This window comes from Dactylosporangium sp. CA-233914, from assembly GCF_050942935.1.
Classification (GTDB): domain Bacteria; phylum Actinomycetota; class Actinomycetes; order Mycobacteriales; family Micromonosporaceae; genus Dactylosporangium.
Map to the genome: position 1 here is coordinate 6,888,149 of NZ_CP192030.1, position 16,793 is coordinate 6,904,941.

Annotated in this window: 14 protein-coding genes; 8 read left to right on the forward strand and 6 right to left on the reverse strand. The window is 72.5% G+C overall.

The features are described from left to right. Positions 1-57: 57 nt before the first annotated feature. A complete protein-coding gene (gene nth, locus ACQPY0_RS30875) occupies positions 58-756 on the forward strand; it encodes an endonuclease III (protein WP_432968123.1) in 699 nt (232 codons plus the stop codon). Here the strand turns inward: nth and ACQPY0_RS30880 are convergent. From ACQPY0_RS30880 to ACQPY0_RS30890, 3 genes are all read right to left on the reverse strand, one after another. Then, positions 749-1,801 (reverse strand): DNA glycosylase AlkZ-like family protein, encoded by a 1,053-nt coding sequence (locus ACQPY0_RS30880; protein WP_432968126.1) that lies wholly within the window; start codon positions 1,799-1,801, stop codon positions 749-751. The two genes, nth and ACQPY0_RS30880, sit on opposite strands and share 8 nt — an antisense overlap. 256 nt (positions 1,802-2,057) lie before the next feature. Continuing rightward, positions 2,058-4,409, reverse strand: coding sequence for an endopeptidase La (lon, locus tag ACQPY0_RS30885; RefSeq protein ID WP_432968129.1), 2,352 nt, complete (start codon positions 4,407-4,409; stop codon positions 2,058-2,060). Between the two features lie 108 nt (positions 4,410-4,517). Further along, positions 4,518-5,702 carry an FAD-dependent monooxygenase gene (locus ACQPY0_RS30890; RefSeq protein ID WP_432968132.1) on the reverse strand — a complete coding sequence of 395 codons (1,185 nt, stop codon included), beginning with the start codon at positions 5,700-5,702 and terminating at the stop codon, positions 4,518-4,520. A gap of 77 nt (positions 5,703-5,779) precedes the next feature. On the opposite strand from ACQPY0_RS30890, the gene ACQPY0_RS30895 reads away from it, so the two are divergent. Then, positions 5,780-6,352 (forward strand): TetR/AcrR family transcriptional regulator, encoded by a 573-nt coding sequence (locus ACQPY0_RS30895; RefSeq protein WP_432968135.1) that lies wholly within the window; start codon positions 5,780-5,782, stop codon positions 6,350-6,352. Further along, complete coding sequence (locus ACQPY0_RS30900) at positions 6,352-7,572, forward strand: CynX/NimT family MFS transporter (protein WP_432968138.1); 1,221 nt, start codon at positions 6,352-6,354, stop codon at positions 7,570-7,572. The genes ACQPY0_RS30895 and ACQPY0_RS30900 overlap by 1 nt, the downstream gene beginning before the upstream one ends. Before the next feature lie 44 nt (positions 7,573-7,616). Here ACQPY0_RS30900 and ACQPY0_RS30905 read toward each other — a convergent pair whose 3' ends face one another. The 3 genes from ACQPY0_RS30905 to ACQPY0_RS30915 form a co-directional block, all read right to left on the reverse strand. Further along, positions 7,617-8,372 (reverse strand): PP2C family protein-serine/threonine phosphatase, encoded by a 756-nt coding sequence (locus ACQPY0_RS30905; protein ID WP_432968141.1) that lies wholly within the window; start codon positions 8,370-8,372, stop codon positions 7,617-7,619. A 109-nt stretch (positions 8,373-8,481) separates the two neighbouring features. Then, the gene (locus tag ACQPY0_RS30910) at positions 8,482-8,772 is read right to left on the reverse strand and encodes a hypothetical protein (protein ID WP_432968144.1); all 291 of its coding nucleotides are present in this window, start codon (positions 8,770-8,772) and stop codon (positions 8,482-8,484) included. Positions 8,773-8,781: 9 nt separating this feature from the next. Beyond that, a complete protein-coding gene (locus ACQPY0_RS30915) occupies positions 8,782-9,402 on the reverse strand; it encodes an NADPH-dependent F420 reductase (protein ID WP_432968147.1) in 621 nt (206 codons plus the stop codon). A gap of 339 nt (positions 9,403-9,741) precedes the next feature. Here ACQPY0_RS30915 and ACQPY0_RS30920 point away from each other — a divergent pair, with 339 nt between their 5' ends. The 5 genes from ACQPY0_RS30920 to ACQPY0_RS30940 all read left to right on the forward strand — a co-directional run bounded on the left by ACQPY0_RS30920 (position 9,742) and on the right by ACQPY0_RS30940 (position 16,725). Continuing rightward, positions 9,742-9,918, forward strand: coding sequence for a hypothetical protein (locus ACQPY0_RS30920; protein WP_432968150.1), 177 nt, complete (start codon positions 9,742-9,744; stop codon positions 9,916-9,918). A gap of 1,304 nt (positions 9,919-11,222) precedes the next feature. Continuing rightward, positions 11,223-12,176 carry a hypothetical protein gene (locus ACQPY0_RS30925; RefSeq protein WP_432968152.1) on the forward strand — a complete coding sequence of 318 codons (954 nt, stop codon included), beginning with the start codon at positions 11,223-11,225 and terminating at the stop codon, positions 12,174-12,176. A gap of 322 nt (positions 12,177-12,498) precedes the next feature. Beyond that, complete coding sequence (locus ACQPY0_RS30930; RefSeq protein ID WP_432968155.1) at positions 12,499-12,978, forward strand: CAP domain-containing protein; 480 nt, start codon at positions 12,499-12,501, stop codon at positions 12,976-12,978. 1,420 nt (positions 12,979-14,398) lie between these two features. Then, positions 14,399-15,757 carry a glutamate-cysteine ligase family protein gene (locus ACQPY0_RS30935; RefSeq protein WP_432968158.1) on the forward strand — a complete coding sequence of 453 codons (1,359 nt, stop codon included), beginning with the start codon at positions 14,399-14,401 and terminating at the stop codon, positions 15,755-15,757. Positions 15,758-15,786: 29 nt separating this feature from the next. Beyond that, positions 15,787-16,725 carry a ribose-phosphate diphosphokinase gene (locus tag ACQPY0_RS30940; protein WP_432968161.1) on the forward strand — a complete coding sequence of 313 codons (939 nt, stop codon included), beginning with the start codon at positions 15,787-15,789 and terminating at the stop codon, positions 16,723-16,725. Positions 16,726-16,793 lie beyond the last annotated feature (68 nt).

The window sequence follows — 16,793 nt, forward strand, 5'->3', positions numbered from 1 at the left end:
GGTGGGGACGGTCCTTCGGGGCCGTCCCCGTCGTGTTTGCCGCAGTAGGCTGCCGTGGTGACGCAGACGCCCGCGGCCGCACTGCCCATCGCCGAGACCCGCCGGGCCCGGCGGATTCTGCGCCTGCTCGCGGCCCGCTACCCGGACCACCGCCTCGAGCTGGACTTCGCCTCGCCGCTGCAGCTGCTCGTCGCCGCCACGCTGGCCGCCCAGACCCTCGACGAGCGCGTCAACGCCGTCACGCCGGTGCTGTTCGAGCGCTACCCGGCCGCGGCCGACCTGGCCGGCGCCGAGCAGGAGGAGATGGAGCAGATCCTGGTCCCGGTCGGGTACTACCGGCAGAAGGCCCGCAACGTCATCAAGCTCGCCACCGTCCTGGTCGAACGGCACGGCGGTGCCGTGCCGCGGACGCTGGAGGAGCTCGTGGCGCTGCCGTGGGTCGGGCGCAAGACCGCCAACATGGTCCTCGGCAACGCCTTCGGGGTCCCGGCGATCTCGGTCGACACGCACGTGGAGCGGGTCGCGCACCGGCTGGGCTGGTCGCCGGAGAAGGACGTGGACGCGGCGGAGGCGGCGATCCAGGCCCGCTTCGACAAGAAGGACTGGGTGACGGTCAACCTGCTGCTGATCCTGCACGGCCGGCGCACCTGCCACCGCCGCAAGCCCGCCTGCGGCGCCTGCCCGCTGGCGCCGGAGTGCCCGTCGTCGGCCATCGGCGAGCAGGACCCGCGGAAGGCCCGCGCCCTGCTCAAGTGATCTTCGCCCGGATCCGCTCGTCCCCGCTCCAGATCGTCACGTCGTCGCCGTCCCACACGCCGACGACCCGGCCGCGGTGGGCGACGACCGGCGAGATCCAGCCGGCGGCCCGGCTGACCTGCGCGCGGTGCTCCTTGGGCACCACCCGGGTGTCGGCGGTGCCGGGGCCGAGGACGAACTGGTCGAAGGCGGGCAGCAGCCGTACCTCGTCGAAGTCCTCGACGGCGCCGAGGGACTCCAGGTCCGCCGTCCGCGCGTACAGCCGCTCCCCCTCCACGTCGACCTCGGCGATCACCCCGTCCGCCAGCAGGTCCGCGAACCACTGCCGCAGCGCCGCCTTCTTCGACGCCCCGCGCAGCAGCCACTGGTCGAACGCCGCGGCCGGGGCCGGGCCGAACGCCCGCAGGTACGCGGGGATCGCCACCCGGGCCGCCTCCGCCGGCTCCGGCAGGCCCCGCCACCCGGGCACGTACGTGTCCGGCCTCGTGAAGGTGACCCGGCGCTCGTCGTCGCTGGGCCCGTACACGAGCAGGCCCTGCCAGGCGAGGGGCTTGAGCACCGCGCCCCACCCCGATCCGAGGTGCTCGCGCAGCGTCTCGTCCCCGCTGTGCCCGACGATCGCCTCGGTGAGCTGATCCCGGGTCAGCACCCGGTTGTCCAGCGCCTCGTACGCCGCGGCCGCGATCCGCTCCAGCTGCGCCAGCGTCACGAACGTCTTCTGCCAACTGGCCGTCTCCCAGGTCCGGGCCGCGCCGATGAGCGCCAGCTGGGCGGCGGCCTGGGCGGGTTCGAGCAGGTGCAGGGTGCCGCGCGCCGCCCAGGTCTTCACGAGCCGCCGCTGCGCGATGGCGTCGCGCACGCGGGCCGGGTCCGGTTCGGCCTGCCGCACGGCGACGGCCTGCTCCGCATACGAGGTGACCTGCGCCTGCACCCCCGCGAGCGCCTCGACCACGACCAGCGGATCGGCGGCCTCGGCCGGGCGGTGCAGCAGCTGCTGACGGCACCGCCACACGAGCACGTCATCCCAGGTCAACGACATCGCCATGCGGCCACCGTACCGGTTGCGCGGCACACGGGGCGGCGCCGCACCCGTGGTCCGGGTGCGGCGCCGCTTTCGCCCTCGTGCTCCGTCTGGATGCCGGCTTCCCGTTGCGGTCCTTGCGATTTCGGCCTCCGTCGCGATCCGTCCGTCAGGTGGCCGGCTTCCGTCGCGGTCGATCAAGGGCCGGTCCGCGTCGCGGTCTGGTCAGGGGCCGCTCAGCGTCGCGGACCGTCGGGCGGCCGCCTCTTCGTTGTGGTTCTCAGATGCCGGCCGGGACGAAGTCCGGCACCGCGGGTCCGTCCGCGCCCTCACCGCTCTCGCCGGCCGGGCGCAGGGCGAGCGCGAGCACGTCGGCGACGTCGGCCAGCGCGTGCACCGTCAGCTGCCCGCGCACCTCCTCGGGCAGGTCGTCCAGGTCGGGCTCGTTGCGCTTCGGGATGATGACCTCGCTCAGCCCGGCCCGGTGCGCGGCGAGCAGCTTCTGCTTCACCCCGCCGATCGGCAGCACCCGCCCGGCGAGGGTGACCTCGCCGGTCATGCCGAACTCCGGCCGCACCGGCCGCCCGGTGGCCAGCGACGCCAGCGCCGTGACCATCGTGATGCCCGCGCTCGGACCGTCCTTGGGCACCGCGCCCGCCGGCACGTGCAGGTGGATGCGCCGCCCGGCGAGCTGGTTCGGGTCGATGCCGAGCCGGCGGCCGTTGGAGCGCAGATACGACAGCGCGATGTGCGCCGACTCCTTCATCACGTCGCCGAGCTGCCCGGTCAGCGTCAGCCCCGGCTCGCCCTCCATCGAGGTCGCCTCGATGAACAGCACGTCGCCGCCGGCCCCGGTCACCGCGAGCCCGGTCGCCACGCCCGGCACCGCCGTGCGCTCGGCCGACTCGGGCGTGAACCGCGCCCGGCCCAGGTACTTCGCGACCTCGTCCACCCCGACGTGCACCGGCGCCGGGTCGGTGGCCAGCGCCACCGCGACCTTGCGCAGGATCTTCGCCAGCGCCCGCTCCAGCTGCCGCACCCCCGCCTCGCGGGTGTGCTCGCCGGCGATGCGGGCCAGCGCCTCGTCGGTGATGGCGAAGTCCGGCGCCTCCAGCCCGGCCCGCTCCAGCTGCCGCGGCAGCAGGTGGTCCCGGGCGATGGCGACCTTCTCCTGCTCGGTGTATCCGTCCAGGCTGACCAGCTCCATGCGGTCCAGCAGCGGCCCGGGGACGGTCTCCACCACGTTGGCGGTGGCCAGGAAGAGCACGTCGGACAGGTCGAGGTCGACCTCGAGGTAGTGGTCGCGGAACGTGTGGTTCTGCGCCGGGTCGAGCACCTCCAGCAGCGCCGCGGCCGGGTCGCCCGCGTAGCCCACCGCGAGCTTGTCGACCTCGTCGAGCAGCACGACCGGGTTCATCGAGCCGGCCTCGCGCAGCGCCCGCACGATGCGCCCGGGCAGCGCCCCGACATACGTCCGGCGATGCCCGCGGATCTCCGCCTCGTCCCGGACGCCGCCGAGCGACACCCGCACGAACTTGCGCCCCAGCGCCCGGGCGACGGACTCGCCGAGGCTGGTCTTGCCGACCCCGGGAGGTCCGGCCAGCGCGAGCACCGCCCCGGACCCGCGGCCGCCGACGACCTGCAGGTTCTTGGCTGCGCGCCGGTTGCGCACCGCGAGGTATTCCAGGATCCGGTCCTTCACGTCCGCCAGCCCCGCGTGGTCGGCGTCCAGCACGGCCCGCGCCGCGGCCAGGTCGGTGTTGTCCTCGGTCCGCTCGTTCCACGGCATCTCCAGCACCGTGTCGAGCCAGGTGCGGATCCAGCCGGCCTCCGGCGACTGGTCGCTGGCCCGTTCGAGCCGGCCGACCTCGCGCAGCGCCGCCTCCTTGACCTTCTCCGGCAGCTCGGCGGCCTCGACCCGGGCCCGGTAGTCCGCGGAGCCGTCGGGCTCGTCCTCGCCGAGCTCCTTGCGGATCGCCGCGAGCTGCTGGCGCAGCAGGAACTCCCGCTGCGTCTTCTCCAGCCCCTCGCGCACGTCGTGGTTGATCTTCTCGTTGACCTGCTGCTCCGCCGCGTGCGCCCGCGCCCACTCCACGAGCAGCTCCAGCCGCGCCGTCACGTCGGGCGCCCCGAGCAGCTGGATCTTCTGCGTGAGCGTCAGCCAGGGGGCGTATCCGGCCGAGTCGGCCAGCTCGGACAGGTCGGTGATCTTCTCGACGGTGTCGATGACCTGCCAGGCGCCGCGCTCCTGCAGCACCCCGATCACCAGCGCCTTGTATTCCCGGGCCAGCTCCCTGGCCTTGCCGGCCGGCGCGGCCTCGTCCAGCAGCGTGGCCTCGACCCATAGCGCCGCCCCGGGCCCGGGGACCCCGGCCCCGATCCGCGCGCGGTCCACACCGCGGATCACGGCGGCCGGCTCGCCGCTGGGCAGCCGGCCGACCTTCTCGAGCACGGCGATGACGCCGAAGGAACCGTAAGCGCCGTCGACGCGCGGGACCGCGAGCACCCGCTTGTCACCGGCGGCACGCGCCGCGTCGACGGCCGCCTGCGTGGAGGCGTCGAGCGTCACGGGGATAACCATGCCAGGAAGCAGGACGTCGTCGTTCAGCGGAAGAACGGGGAGAGTTGCCATCAGGACACACCTGCCATCAGTAGGTTGAGCGTGTCAGACTTAAGTAACAAACGGTGCCCTATGTTCCCCGCAGTATCCATGATGTGACCCAGGCCACTCGCCCACTCCTCAGACCAGCGCCGGCAGGCGATATTCGGGCAGCTCGAACGCCGTCGCCGTCCTCGTGGCCAGATACTTGAACAGGCCACGAACCGGCGGGACATACCGGACCGTCTTGAAGAAACGGTTGCGCTGGGCGATCTTCTTCCACGTCGACGGGACCAGGAAGTCGGTGCCGCCGCCGGCCTGCTTCTGCCCAGCGGCCACGTAGGGCCGCATGAGCCGCTCGTAGTGCCCGAACGCCGCCTCGTGGTCCCCGCGCGCCCGGTCCAACTCCCCGGCGAGCACGTGCGCGCCGACGACGGCCAGGCCGGTGCCGTTGCCACCCGGGCCGCCCGCGTAGCCGGCGTCGCCGAGCAGCACGACCCGCCCGGCCGACCAGCGCTCGAGGTGGATCTGCGTGGTGGAGTCGAACCAGAAGTCCTCGGCGTGCGCCATCGCCTCCAGCAGCTCCGGCGTGCGCCAGCCGGCGCCGGTGAAGCGCTCGGCGATGATCCGCCGCTGCTGGGCGACGTCGCGGTGGTCGAACTCGAGGCCGGGCTCCGCGAACGTCAGCGACACGATCTGGTCCCCGCCGTGCGGCGACATCACCGACACCGCGCGGCCGGGTTCGCTGTACATGATCCCGCTGCGCCGTAGCCCGAACGTGCCGGGCATCGTGAAGATGCCCGCGTAGACGCCCAGCGGCTTCTTGTGTGCCGCGTCGTCGCCGAACACGAGCCGCCGCACCCCCGAGTGCACCCCGTCGGCGCCCACCACCAGGTCGAAGCGCTGCGGCGCCCCGCCGGCGAAGGTCACCTCGACGCCCCCGGCGTCCTGGGCGATCGCGGTGATCTGGTCGCCGAAGCGGTATCGCACCCGCTCGCGCGTCGCCGCGTAGAGCACCTCCGCGAGATCCCCCCGCAGCACCTCGAGGTCGCCGCTGAACACCGCCGACGGGATGGCCGCGACCTGTCGGCCGGTCGCGTCGACGATCGCGATGTCGCCCATGTGCGTCGCACGGGCCTCCAGGGCCTCGCGCAACCCCATGCGGGCCAGGGTCTGCAGATGCACCCGCCCACGGAAGTCGACCGCGTAGCCGCCGCCCCGCAGCGCGGGCGCCTTCTCCACGACCGTGACCCGATGCCCATACCGCTGCAGCCACAGCGCCAGCGACGGCCCCGCGACGCTGGCTCCCGAGATGAGGATGTCCATGCCGACGACCATACACCCGTGCTACACGCTTGTATAGAACGCGCGTATAACACAGGCGTATAGTAAGATCGCGAGCCATGGGACATCGCGAAGACCTCCTCGAAGGAGCGGTCCGCTGCCTCTACGAGAAGGGCTACGCCCGCACCACGGCGCGCGACATCGTCGAGGCCTCGGGCACCAACCTGGGCTCGATCGGCTACCACTACGGCGGCATGGAGAACCTGCTCAACGCCGCCCTGGAGCGGGCTGTGGAGGACTGGGGCCTGTCGCTGGCGGAGGCGATCATGTCGGCCAATACCGAGGGGCTGACCGGGGCGGAGCGCTTCGAGACGTACTGGGAGCACATGATCAGCAGCGTCGAGACGCACCGCCCCGTGCTGATGGCGACGTTCGACGCGTTCCTGCAGATGGACCGCTCGGCCGACGTCAAGCGGATGCTCGTCAACGGCATGCGCGACGCCCGCCGACTGTGGGCGGAGGTGTTCCACGGCATCGACCCCGACCTCGATCCGGTCCGGGCGGAGCAGGTCGGCTCCTTCCACCAGGCTCTGGTCACCGGCGTGCTGACCCAGGTGCTGATCGACGCCGACGACGCCCCGACGGCCCAGGACCTGGCCGCGGCGGTGCGCCTGGTCGCCGCGAGCCTGTGATGGACGACACCGCGCGGCCGCAGCCCGATCGCAGCGCCGCCGGGCCCCGGGTGCGGCGGGCCGGGTTGCTCGTCGTGGCCGGGGTGCTGCTCATCGGGGCCGTCGGGCGGGCGCCGATCACCTCCGTCGGGCCCCTCGTCGCCGACATCCGCCGCGACCTGGACCTGTCGTCCGCGGCGTCCGGGCTGCTCACCACGCTGCCACTGCTCGCGTTCGCGGTGTTCTCGCTCGTCGCGCCGCGTATCGCGGGGCGGATCGGGCTGGAGCGCAGCCTCGGGCTGGCGCTGGCGGTCCTGGCCGCCGGGATCGTGGTGCGGTCGCTGCCGTCGCAGCTGTGGACGGGCACGGTCGCCGTCGGGGCCGCCGTCGCCTGCTTCAACGTGTTGCTGCCCGGCATCGTCAAGCGCGACTTTCCCGATCGGGTGGCCCAGCTGACCGGCGGATACTCCGCCACACAGAGCGTCGTGGCCGCGGTCGCGTCCGGCACCGCGGTGCCGCTGGCCGCGCTCGCCGGCGGGTGGCGGCCCGCGCTGGCCGGATGGGTGCTGCTGGTGGTCGTCGCGATCGCGGTGTGGATACCGCGGACGCGGACCGGGCCGGTGACCGCCACGGCCGCGCGGCGGGCCCCGCTGCCGTGGCGCAGCGCCCTCGCGTGGCAGGTCACCCTGTTCATGGGCCTGCAGTCGCTGATGTTCTACGTGCTGATCGCGTGGCTGCCGACGCTGGAGCGGGAGCACGGCATCAACGCGGCCGTCGCCGGCTGGCACCTGTTCGCGAGCCTCGCCGCGTCGGTGGCGGCGAACCTCATCGTGCCGGTGCTGATCCGGCGGCTGCCCGACCAGCGGCTCATCGGGCTCGGCTGCGCGGCCTGCATCGGCGTCGGCATCGCCGGGCTGCAGTGGCTGCCGTGGGCCGCGGGCTACGCGCTGGCGGCGGTGCTCGTCATCGGCTTCGGGTCCGGCATGGCACTGGTGGTGTGCCTGTCGCTGTTCAGCCTGCGCACCGGCGACGACGCACAGACGGCGGCGCTGTCGGCGATGGCGCAGGCCGTCGGGTATCTGCTGGCGGCCGCCGGTCCGGTGCTGATCGGCGCGCTGCGCGACGCGAGCGGCTCGTGGACGCTGCCGGTCGCCGCCCTGTGCGGGGTCGCGGCGCTGATGTCGGTGTTCGCGATCCTCGCGGGCCGGGCCCGGACGATCCCGCCGCCCGCCGCGGGCTGACAGCCGGCACCGAGCAGATCGCACAGAGCCGGGAAGCCGCCGCGTCAGGTGACCTTGACGACGACCGTGGTGGCGTTGTCTCGGCCGCCGGCCTGCAGCGACGCGGCGACGAGGGTGGACGCCATCACGTCCGGGGGTGCGCCGGAGCCGAGGGTGCGCTCCATGAACTGGTACGGGACCTGCTCGGCGATGCCGTCGGTGCACAGGCAGTACACGTCGCCGGGGAACATGGTCACGCTCAGCACGTCGGGCTCGGGCAGGCCGGGGTGGCCGATGAACCGGTGCAACTGGTAACGGGCCGCGGCGGCCTGCGGGGAGTCGGCCGGATACCACCCGTGGACGGCGCCCAGCCAGGCCGCGGTGTGGTCGACGGTGAGCAGTTCGAGCAGGCCGCCGCGCAGGCGGTACACCCGGCTGTCACCGATCTGGGTCACCCAGGCGCCCGTGGCGTCGGCGACCAGTGCGGTCAGCGTGCAGCCGGTGAGCTCGCGCAACTCCTGGCCCGCGGCGCGCACGCGGCGCTGGGCGTCGGCGATCGCGGCGAACAGTGGCGTGGGCTCGAACGGGCCGCGGTGCTGCTGCACGGCGGCGGTGAAGACGTCGACGGCGACCCGCCCGGCGGTGCGGCTGCCCTCGCCGGCGCCCATCCCGTCGGCGACGACGGCGCACAGGCCCGGACGCCGCTGCAACTCGGCGGTGTGCAGCACGTCGAAGTTGGCCGGGTAGCGCCGGCCGACCTCTGTTGCGGCCCCGACGCTGAGCTGCCGCCCGGCGCCCTGGACCTCGATGGTCATCGTCATCGCCCGCCAGCGTAACGGGTGCCCGGCTGCCCGGGTGGCCCCGTGTTCATCCTCCGTTCAGCGTGAACCAGTGACGTTCGTCGCTCGACGAGACGGCCGGCCGGCGGAGCTACCGGTACGCCCGGATCTCCCACGTGCCATCATCGCGGCGCAGCCACCCGTCGATCTCGCCGCCGAGCTCCGCGAACATCACCACCCGGTCGTAGAGCCAGTCGGCGAAGTCGTCCTGCTCCTGCTCGCCGAGCCCGGTGCGCACCACGGCCCCGAACGTGATGAGCCCCGTCCCCGCAAGCGGCGACGCCCCCAGCACGCCGACGACCCGCTCGTCGCCGGGCGCGATGTCGTCGCGCTCCTCGACCTCGAGGTAGCCGCCGTCGGGCATCTGCACCAGAAACGCCACCGTGCGCCTTCAGCGGGTCGCGGCGGCGAGACCGGCGCGCACCCCGGCGGCGTCGAGATCCGCGCCGTACACCGGCGTCCCCGGCTCCTGCCGCCAGCTGTCGTCGAGCCCACCGGCGTCGATCGGGTCGAAGCCGAGCTCGTCGATGAGCCCCATGACGAGCCGCTTCGCCGTGGGGTCGTCGGCCGCGACGGGCAGCGCGACGCGCCCGTCCCCGCCGGTGGGGCGCCCGAACCGCAGCAGATGGTCGGACTGGATCGTGTTGAAGACCTTCACGAGTTGTACGCCGGGCAGCTTCGAGGCCGTCCACCGGCTGGACGTGACCCCGCCGTCGATGTCGGCGATGGCCCCGTCGCGCGCCGGGTAGTAGTTGTCGGCGTCGATGACCACGCGCCCGGCGAGGTCGGCGGCGGGCAGGTCGGGGACGGCCCGCAGCGGCACCGCGAGCACGACCACCTCGCCCCGCGCCGCCTCGGCCACGGTGCCCGGGTTCGCGCCCGTCTCGGCGGCGAGGCCGGCCAGCGATCCGGGCCCGCGCGAGTTGGCGACGGTGACATCGTGCCCGAGCTCACGCAGCCGGCGGGTGAGCGTGCCGCCGATGTGGCCGGACCCGATGATGCCGATCTTCATGAGTTCCCCCGGAACCGTGGAAGGCGCGAGCCGTACGGCGCCAACGCTACCCGCGCGCCGGCCAGGACGCGGGCCCACGGAAACGGCGAACGGCAAACGGCCAGGTGGACGGTGCGCCTGCGGCGTGCGCGACGGCCGCGCTGCCGACCCCGCTCACCTCGCTGGTCGGCCGGGACGCCGAGGTACGCGCGGCCGGCCGGCTGCTGCAGCGCGCCGAGAGCCGGCTGGTGACGCTCGCCGGCCGGCCGGTAGCGGCAGGGCCCGGGTCGCCGTCACGGTCGGGGCGTCCGCGCCCGCCGACGTCTGCTCGCGACGAGCCCGCAGCCGCTCGCGCTGGCCGTGCAGCCGCTCGATCCTGACGCGGCGCTGCGCCTGTTCTCCACGCGGATGTTCGAGCGGACCGGCCGGCCGATCTCCCCGCGCACCGGCCGCACGCGATCTGACCCCGGCGGCGTGACTGCCGTCCACCGCTTCTCCAGTCGCGACCCTGAGTGCGGCCTCAAACTCGAAGCGTGACCACAATCGGCGGCGCAACACCCAACCCGGACCCGTCACCGCTCCGCCACACCCGACCACCCTCAGCAACACCAGCCTCTCTGCCGTCCAGCCCTCCCCCGCCGGCCACACCCACCGCGACCGACGGCCCACGCTCGGGCATGCCAACCTCGGGCACGGCGCTGCAGCATGTCCTGACGGATCTACTGGCCCGCTCCGAGACGGCCATGGATACGGCACTGAACCAAATCCTGGACCGCCTGAACCGCACGCCACGCACCCCACCGAGGCAGCCGGCACTCCCGACGACCCCGCCCCCGTCAACAAGACCAGGCGACGCCCCCGCACCAGGACACGTCCCGTCCTCACCAGCCCCCACCCCCACCCCTACCCCATCCACACCGCCGTCCGGCCAGGCCGCACCAGCACCCGGCCCACCGACACCGACCCTCGCCCCGTCAACACCAACCTCCAGCCACGCCGCACCACCAGCACCCGGCCCGTCGACACCACCGCTCAGCCCGTCGACACCGCCGCCGAGCCCAGGCGCCTCAGCGCCCAGCCCATCCGCGCCGGGCAGCCCGACATCCCCGCCGACAACCACGCGTGGCGCTCCGATCCCAACGCCGAACGGGTCCGCACCGCCATCTCCGCCAGCGACCGCGCCGGCCCCACCCATTCTCATCCGAACCACACCAGGCACGCGGATCACCGCTCCACCCACTCCGGCCCCCATCACATCGGGTACGCACACCCCCACTCCGAGCACACCGAACACACCAGGCACACAGGCCGCCACTACGAGCACCTCCGGGCTATCTGGTCCGACGCCCGTCACACCCTCAGCGCCAACCCCGCCCACTCCGGACCGGTCAGCCGCACATCCCGCCACATCCAGCTCTCCCTTCGTTACTCCAGGAATTCCCAACCGGCCAGGACCGCCGGACCCAAGAACCGTTACAACCGGCCCCGCCGCAACGGGCGCCCCCTCCCGGGATCCTTACGCGCTGGGTAGCCCCGCCCCCGCAACGCCAGCCACTCCAGCAACACCCGGCGGCCCACCAGGCGGTCCGGCAGCACCATCGTCACCATCACCGTCCGCTCCTGTTACACCACGCTCGGCACCCATCACCCATGACCAACCCGCTGGCCCACAACCGTCACGCAACGTCCACCCGGAATCCGGGTTCGCGAACCCGCCGTCGCGGCTCAGCGCGCCGTGGGAGGGCATCGGCGGCCCGGATCGCCAAGACCCAGGCCCCACCCGGCCGGCCCGGGCCTGGGACAGCGTCGGCGGCCTCACCGCCCCGACCGAGCGCCACGCCGTGGACGATCTGCGCGCCCTGCTCCCGGCCGACCCGGGGGCTCGCCGCGAGACGGTCCGCGAGGCCGTGACGTGGCTGGTGAACAACCTCGGCGACCCGCGCCTGGTCGCCTCCCGCTGCGCCGAACTGGGCCCGGCGGTCGCCGGGCTGGGCGTGCCACCCCAGCGCCTGGAGGCCCTGGCGATCCTCTTGATCGACGCGCTGCGGGCCAACCCGCCCGCACCGCCGCTGCGCGCCGAGGAGGAGGCGGCCCTGCGCGACGCCGGGCGCCTCGCCGCCCGCTGGGCCGGGGCGGGCACGGACGACACCGCCCACGAACCGGCCTGGTGGAGCGCCGTCGTCACCGCCCACGACCGCCGTCGGGCGGACCTGGCCGTGCTGACGCTGCGCACGTACCTGCCGTATCCGTGCCCGCCCGGTATGCGGGCCGTGGTCGAGGTCCCCCGTTACCCCGCCCGCCACCGAACGTGCTGGGTCGCCAACCTGCCGCACGTCGACCGCACGATCGAGCTGCACGTCCCGCTGCACGCCGACGACCCGATCGGCGCCGATCTGGTGGAACGGACCGCACCCGGCGACCGCGTCCGCCTGCACCTCCCGGTCGGCCTGCCGGCCTTGCTGGACACCCGCCCGTTGCTGCTGATCGCCGACCGTGACGCCCACGCCCCGATTCGCGCGATCCTCGCCGCCCTACGCTCCGCCCACCCCGCCACTCCCGAGCGCGACCTCACCGTGTACTGGCCGTCCACGATCGAGCGCGACGTGTATCGCCTCGCCGATCTTGCCCCGCCCGGCACCATCGTCATCCGGGACCACTTCAACCAGGACGGTCGCGACTGGTCGGAGCACACCGCGTTCGTCGCCGGCACCGCGGCGTCGACCACCGACGATGCCACCCGGGTACGCCAGGCCGGAGTCCCCGCCGAACGCACAGTGATCGCCGCGATCGGATAGAACGCCGACCGGCCGGACACGACTACTGCCAAGCGCCCGACGACGGCACGCCAAGGGGTCGCCGCGCCAGCGCCGTGCCGACCGCTCGCGCGAGCAGGAGTCCCCCCTCATCGACACCGTCGAGGAGGCCGAACCGGCCCCAGTCAGTCACATTTCGTGTCCAGCCCATCACCCACACGGGTGAAATCCGGCGGCGGCCAAAGATCACTCCGAGCGCTCCGTAGCGCATTCCTGGGGCAAAAGCCGGATTTCGCCGAGATTCCATCTGGAAAGCCGACGCCTGCTTACTTTCAGGCCATCTGCCCTACTTCGTGGAGGTGAGATGGGATTCCGGAAGGGTATCGCCGTAGCACTCGTCGCGGGTGCGGTCGCGGCGGGTGCGGCGGTCCAGGGAGGGCCGGCGTTCGCGTCTGACTACGGCATGGTCCGTGGAGTCATCGCACTGACCAACAGCGTGCGCGCGCGGGCCGGATGCGGACCGGTGACGTCGAGTTCACGCCTGAGTTACGCCGCGTGGCTGCATTCGCGGGACATGGCGGGACGCGGCTACTTCTCGCACGGATCGCCGGGCGGTGGCTCACCCGGCAGCCGGGTCAGAGCAGCCGGGTACCGCTGGACCTCCTACGGCGAGAACATCGCCTGGGGCCAGCCGGACGCACGGAGCGTCATGAACGCGTGGATGAACAGCCCGGGGCACCGGGCGAACATCCTGAACTGCCGGTTCCGCAACGTGGGCGTCGCCGTCGCCTACAACGCCAACGGCGTGCCGTTCTGGACCCAGGACTTCGCCAGTCCCTGGTAGCGGTCCGAGCCCGGCTCCGCGGCCCCATGTCGCGGGGCCGGGTGACCATCGGGCGAATTCTCCCGGGAGCACGATGTGTCGGCGGACGGTAGGCAGGGAAATACACAGCAGAGCCGTCGCCAACCGAAATCCCGACCACCCGGAACAACAACCAGGAGTAGCGAATCAGGAACCCGAAGTGACTCGAACGACAGAAACGCGACGCCGGCGCAAATCCGCGGAAGTTCGGCTTGCGATCGGCACGACAAGAAGGCTGTCGTGAAGGCCGCCAGCCCGGCGACCGACGGCAGAGCGTGATGCCGAACAACCCGAGTCAATCCCGAACGGCATGGTCCACCCGACGGCGTGGGTCTACACCATAGGTCTACGCCCGACGGCGCGGCTCGGTGTCAGGCAGGAACGGCCCGACGCCGAGCTCGCGAACCCGACACCGAAGCGCAACGTCCATCGCCGGATCGCAAGGGTCGTCGCCACACGGTGTAGCTCAACGCCAGCCGACTGAGTGCAACGGGCCGGACCATGAGGTTCGACGCCGGAGGGCAAGGCCTCGGCTCCGAAGCACGATTGTCAACGGTCAGGACGGAGTCCTCGATCAGATCCAGCCCGGCGCGCTCGACACGATTCGCGGGACGGGCGCACCCCATAGCAGCGGGATCGTGCGGCGAAGTTCAGCGAGCAGGGCCCACAAGGTTCGACGTCGATGCGGCGGAACCGACGCCGGATCAGCAGAAGGCCCGACCGCCGACCCGGTAAACCCCGGCACTGACTGGCATGACTGCGGCCCGACGGACGACGGATTTCACCGCCGGCCAGACGAGGTAGACGCCGACGGCACGGCTCGGGCACCGCGCGGCAAATCTGGGCAGTCGCGACGCTCCGTGGCGGAATCAACACCACGCGCGTGGTTCCGGGTGCGCCGGCGAAGAGCGGACGCCCAGCACTCCCGGTTACACCGGCGGGCACCGTCGGCAACCGGGCGGAACCGCATTCGAAAAAGCGACCTGCCGACCCGGGCCATGGAATGGGCCGGACATCATCTCCAACCTGCCTGCCGATCACATCCGACAGCGTCCGGACCAGAGAAAACGTTTTCAAAAAGCCGCGCGAAATGGCCATTTTAAAGCGACAGCAATCGATCAGATGCGCCGATCGTACATATTCCTGCGGTCGGTGCAAGATCTGACGCCGGGGCAGGCAGCGTCCGAAGATCCTGCTGGCATCCAGCGAGTTCCAATCCAGAGTTCATCGCGCGTTGTCCTCGAACGCTGGACAGAACGGGACTTTGACCGCCTAATTGAATGCACCTCGCCCGGCAGTCGCCGCCGGTCGGGGCCGCCGCCGCACCATGCTCCTGAACGATCACTTTTCTCATCCGCAACACCACCCTGGGTAGCACGCACCCTTGTTCCGGGAGGCCGCCGTGAACGACACGACACCCGCCATCCTCCTCACCGAGGCCACAGCTTCCGCGTACGTCGCCGCCGCCGGGTTCCGGGTCGGGCCCGTCGGGCGCGTCGGGGTGGAGCTGGAGTACTGCGTGCGCGATCCGCGCCGGCCGCTGCACCGGCCGGCGCCGGAGGAGTTGCTGGGCCTGCTGGCACACCTGGGCAACCCGCTGCCGGGCGGCAGCGCCGTCACGATCGAGCCCGGCGGGCAGCTGGAGCTGTCCAGCGCGGTCGGCGCCTCGCTGACGCACTGCACGAACGCCCTCGCCGGCGATCTCGCGCTGGTACGCGCCGCGGTCGCCGAGCACGGGCTGCACCTGGACGGGACCGGCCTGGACATGCTCCGGCCGCCACGCCTGGTAACGGATCATCCGCGGTACGTCGCGCTGGCCGAGTACCACGACCGGGCGGGAACCCGGGGACGTACCGTGATGACGAACTCCGCCTCGATCCAGGTGTGCCTTGACGCGGGTACCGATGCATCGGGCGCCGAGGGCGACGAATGGTCGAACTTCGCGCGGCGCTGGTGGCTCGCGGACGCCGTCGGTCCCGTCCTGATGGCCGCCTTCGCCAACTCACCCCACGTCACCCGGGCCGGACGCCGCTGGGTCTCCTACCGCCAGGCGCTGCGCTTCAGCACCGACGCCAGCCGCACCCGCGCCCCGCGCCGCACGGACGATCCGCGCACGGCCTGGGCACGCTACGCGCTCGCCGCGAAGGTCGCGATGATCGCGCCGGCCGAGGACGAGCCCGGCCTCGAATCGGCCGCCTGGCAGGCCGACGACCAGGGCGCCGACCTCGGCGGCGACCGGGGCGCCGGGCGGAACGAGCGCTGGCATGTGCCGAGCGGGCTCACGATGCGTGACTGGCTGCGCGGTCACGGCCCACGCCCGGTGACGCTCACCGACCTGGAGCGCCACCTCGGCACCCTGGTGCCGCCCGTGCGACCGCGCGGTTACCTGGAGTTGCGAATGATCGACCAGCAGCCCGGCGACGACTGGATCGTGCCCGTCGCGGTCGTCACGGCGCTGCTCGATGACACCGAGGGCGCCCAGGCCGCGGCCGACGCGACCGAGCACCTGCGCTCGCCGCTACGGCGGCACCGCGACTGGCTCGGCGCCGCCCGCGACGGGCTCGCCGACCCGGCCCTGGCCGCCGCGGCGATCGCCTGCTTCACCACGGCCCAGTCGGTGCTCGCCCGGCGTGGCGCTCCGCTTCCGGTCCGTGACGCGGTGGCGCAATTCTTCGACCGGTACGTGCTGCGCGGACGCTGCCCCGCGGACGACGCGCCGCAGCGGCGGACTCGCCGGATGGGTGTGGTATCAACGGGATGACCAGATCCCGGCTTCGAGGAGTCCCGCTCGTGCGCGACATCGCCGTGTTCAGTGGCAGTGCGCACCCCGAGCTCGCGGAGGAGATCTGCGCGCAGCTCGAGGTGCCCCTGCTTCCCGTCCGTGTGGACCGGTTCGCCAACGACTGTCTCGAGGTGCAACTGCAGGCCAACTGCCGTGAGCGCGACGTGTTCCTGATCCAGCCGTTGGTGCCGCCGGTGCAGGAACACCTGGTCGAGCTGCTGCTCATGCTCGACGCCGCCCGCGGCGCGTCGGCGGCGCGCACGACTGTGGTCATGTCGCACTACGCGTACGCGCGCTCCGACAAGAAGGACGAGCCGCGCATCTCCATCGGCGGCCGGCTCGTCGCCGACCTGCTCTCGGCGGCGGGCGCGAGCCGCGTGCTCACGCTGACCCTGCACTCTCCGCAGGTGCACGGCTTCTTCTCGGTACCCGTCGACCACCTGCACGCGCTGCGCGAGCTGGCCGGGCATTTCCGCGCCCACGACCTGTCCAACGCCGTCGTGGTGTCGCCCGACCTGGGCAACGCCAAACCGGCTTCGGCGTTCGCGCGCATGCTGTCGGTACCGGTGGCCGCCGGCGCCAAGCAGCGCTTCTCCGACGACCGCGTGGTGATCAGCACCGTCATCGGCGATATCGAGGGCCGCGACGTGATTGTGCTGGACGACGAGATCGCCCGCGGCAGCACCGTGTTCGAGCTCATCGACCGGCTCCGGGAGCGCGGCGTGGCGAGCATCCGCGTGGCGTGTACGCACGGTCTGTTCACCAGTGACGCGCTGCGACGGCTGCAGGACCAGGACGACGTGCTGGAGATCGTGTGCACCAACAGTGTGCCGCTGCCCAAGGACAAGTGGGTGCCGAAGCTGCGGGTGCTGTCGATCGCGCCGGCGATGGCGGAGGCGATGCGGCGCATCCACAACGGCGAGTCGGTCAGCTCACTGTTCCACTGACCGTGCGCCACCGCGCCGCCGCCTCGAACGGGTGAAGCGGGCCGCGGGTCGCCCCGCGGCCCCGACTG

Bases quoted from the DNA above. Each gene is read 5' to 3' on its own strand.
- ACQPY0_RS30880 (WP_432968126.1), bottom strand. From the start codon at position 1,801: ATGGCGATGTCGTTGACCTGGGATGACGTGCTCGTGTGGCGGTGCCGT.
- ACQPY0_RS30890 (WP_432968132.1), bottom strand. From the start codon at position 5,702: ATGGACATCCTCATCTCGGGAGCCAGCGTCGCGGGGCCGTCGCTGGCG.
- ACQPY0_RS30915 (WP_432968147.1), bottom strand. From the start codon at position 9,402: ATGAAGATCGGCATCATCGGGTCCGGCCACATCGGCGGCACGCTCACC.
- ACQPY0_RS30900 (WP_432968138.1), top strand. From the start codon at position 6,352: ATGGACGACACCGCGCGGCCGCAGCCCGATCGCAGCGCCGCCGGGCCC.
- ACQPY0_RS30905 (WP_432968141.1), bottom strand. From the start codon at position 8,372: ATGACGATGACCATCGAGGTCCAGGGCGCCGGGCGGCAGCTCAGCGTC.
- ACQPY0_RS30930 (WP_432968155.1), top strand. From the start codon at position 12,499: ATGGGATTCCGGAAGGGTATCGCCGTAGCACTCGTCGCGGGTGCGGTC.
- ACQPY0_RS30895 (WP_432968135.1), top strand. From the start codon at position 5,780: ATGGGACATCGCGAAGACCTCCTCGAAGGAGCGGTCCGCTGCCTCTAC.
- lon (WP_432968129.1), bottom strand. From the start codon at position 4,409: ATGGCAACTCTCCCCGTTCTTCCGCTGAACGACGACGTCCTGCTTCCT.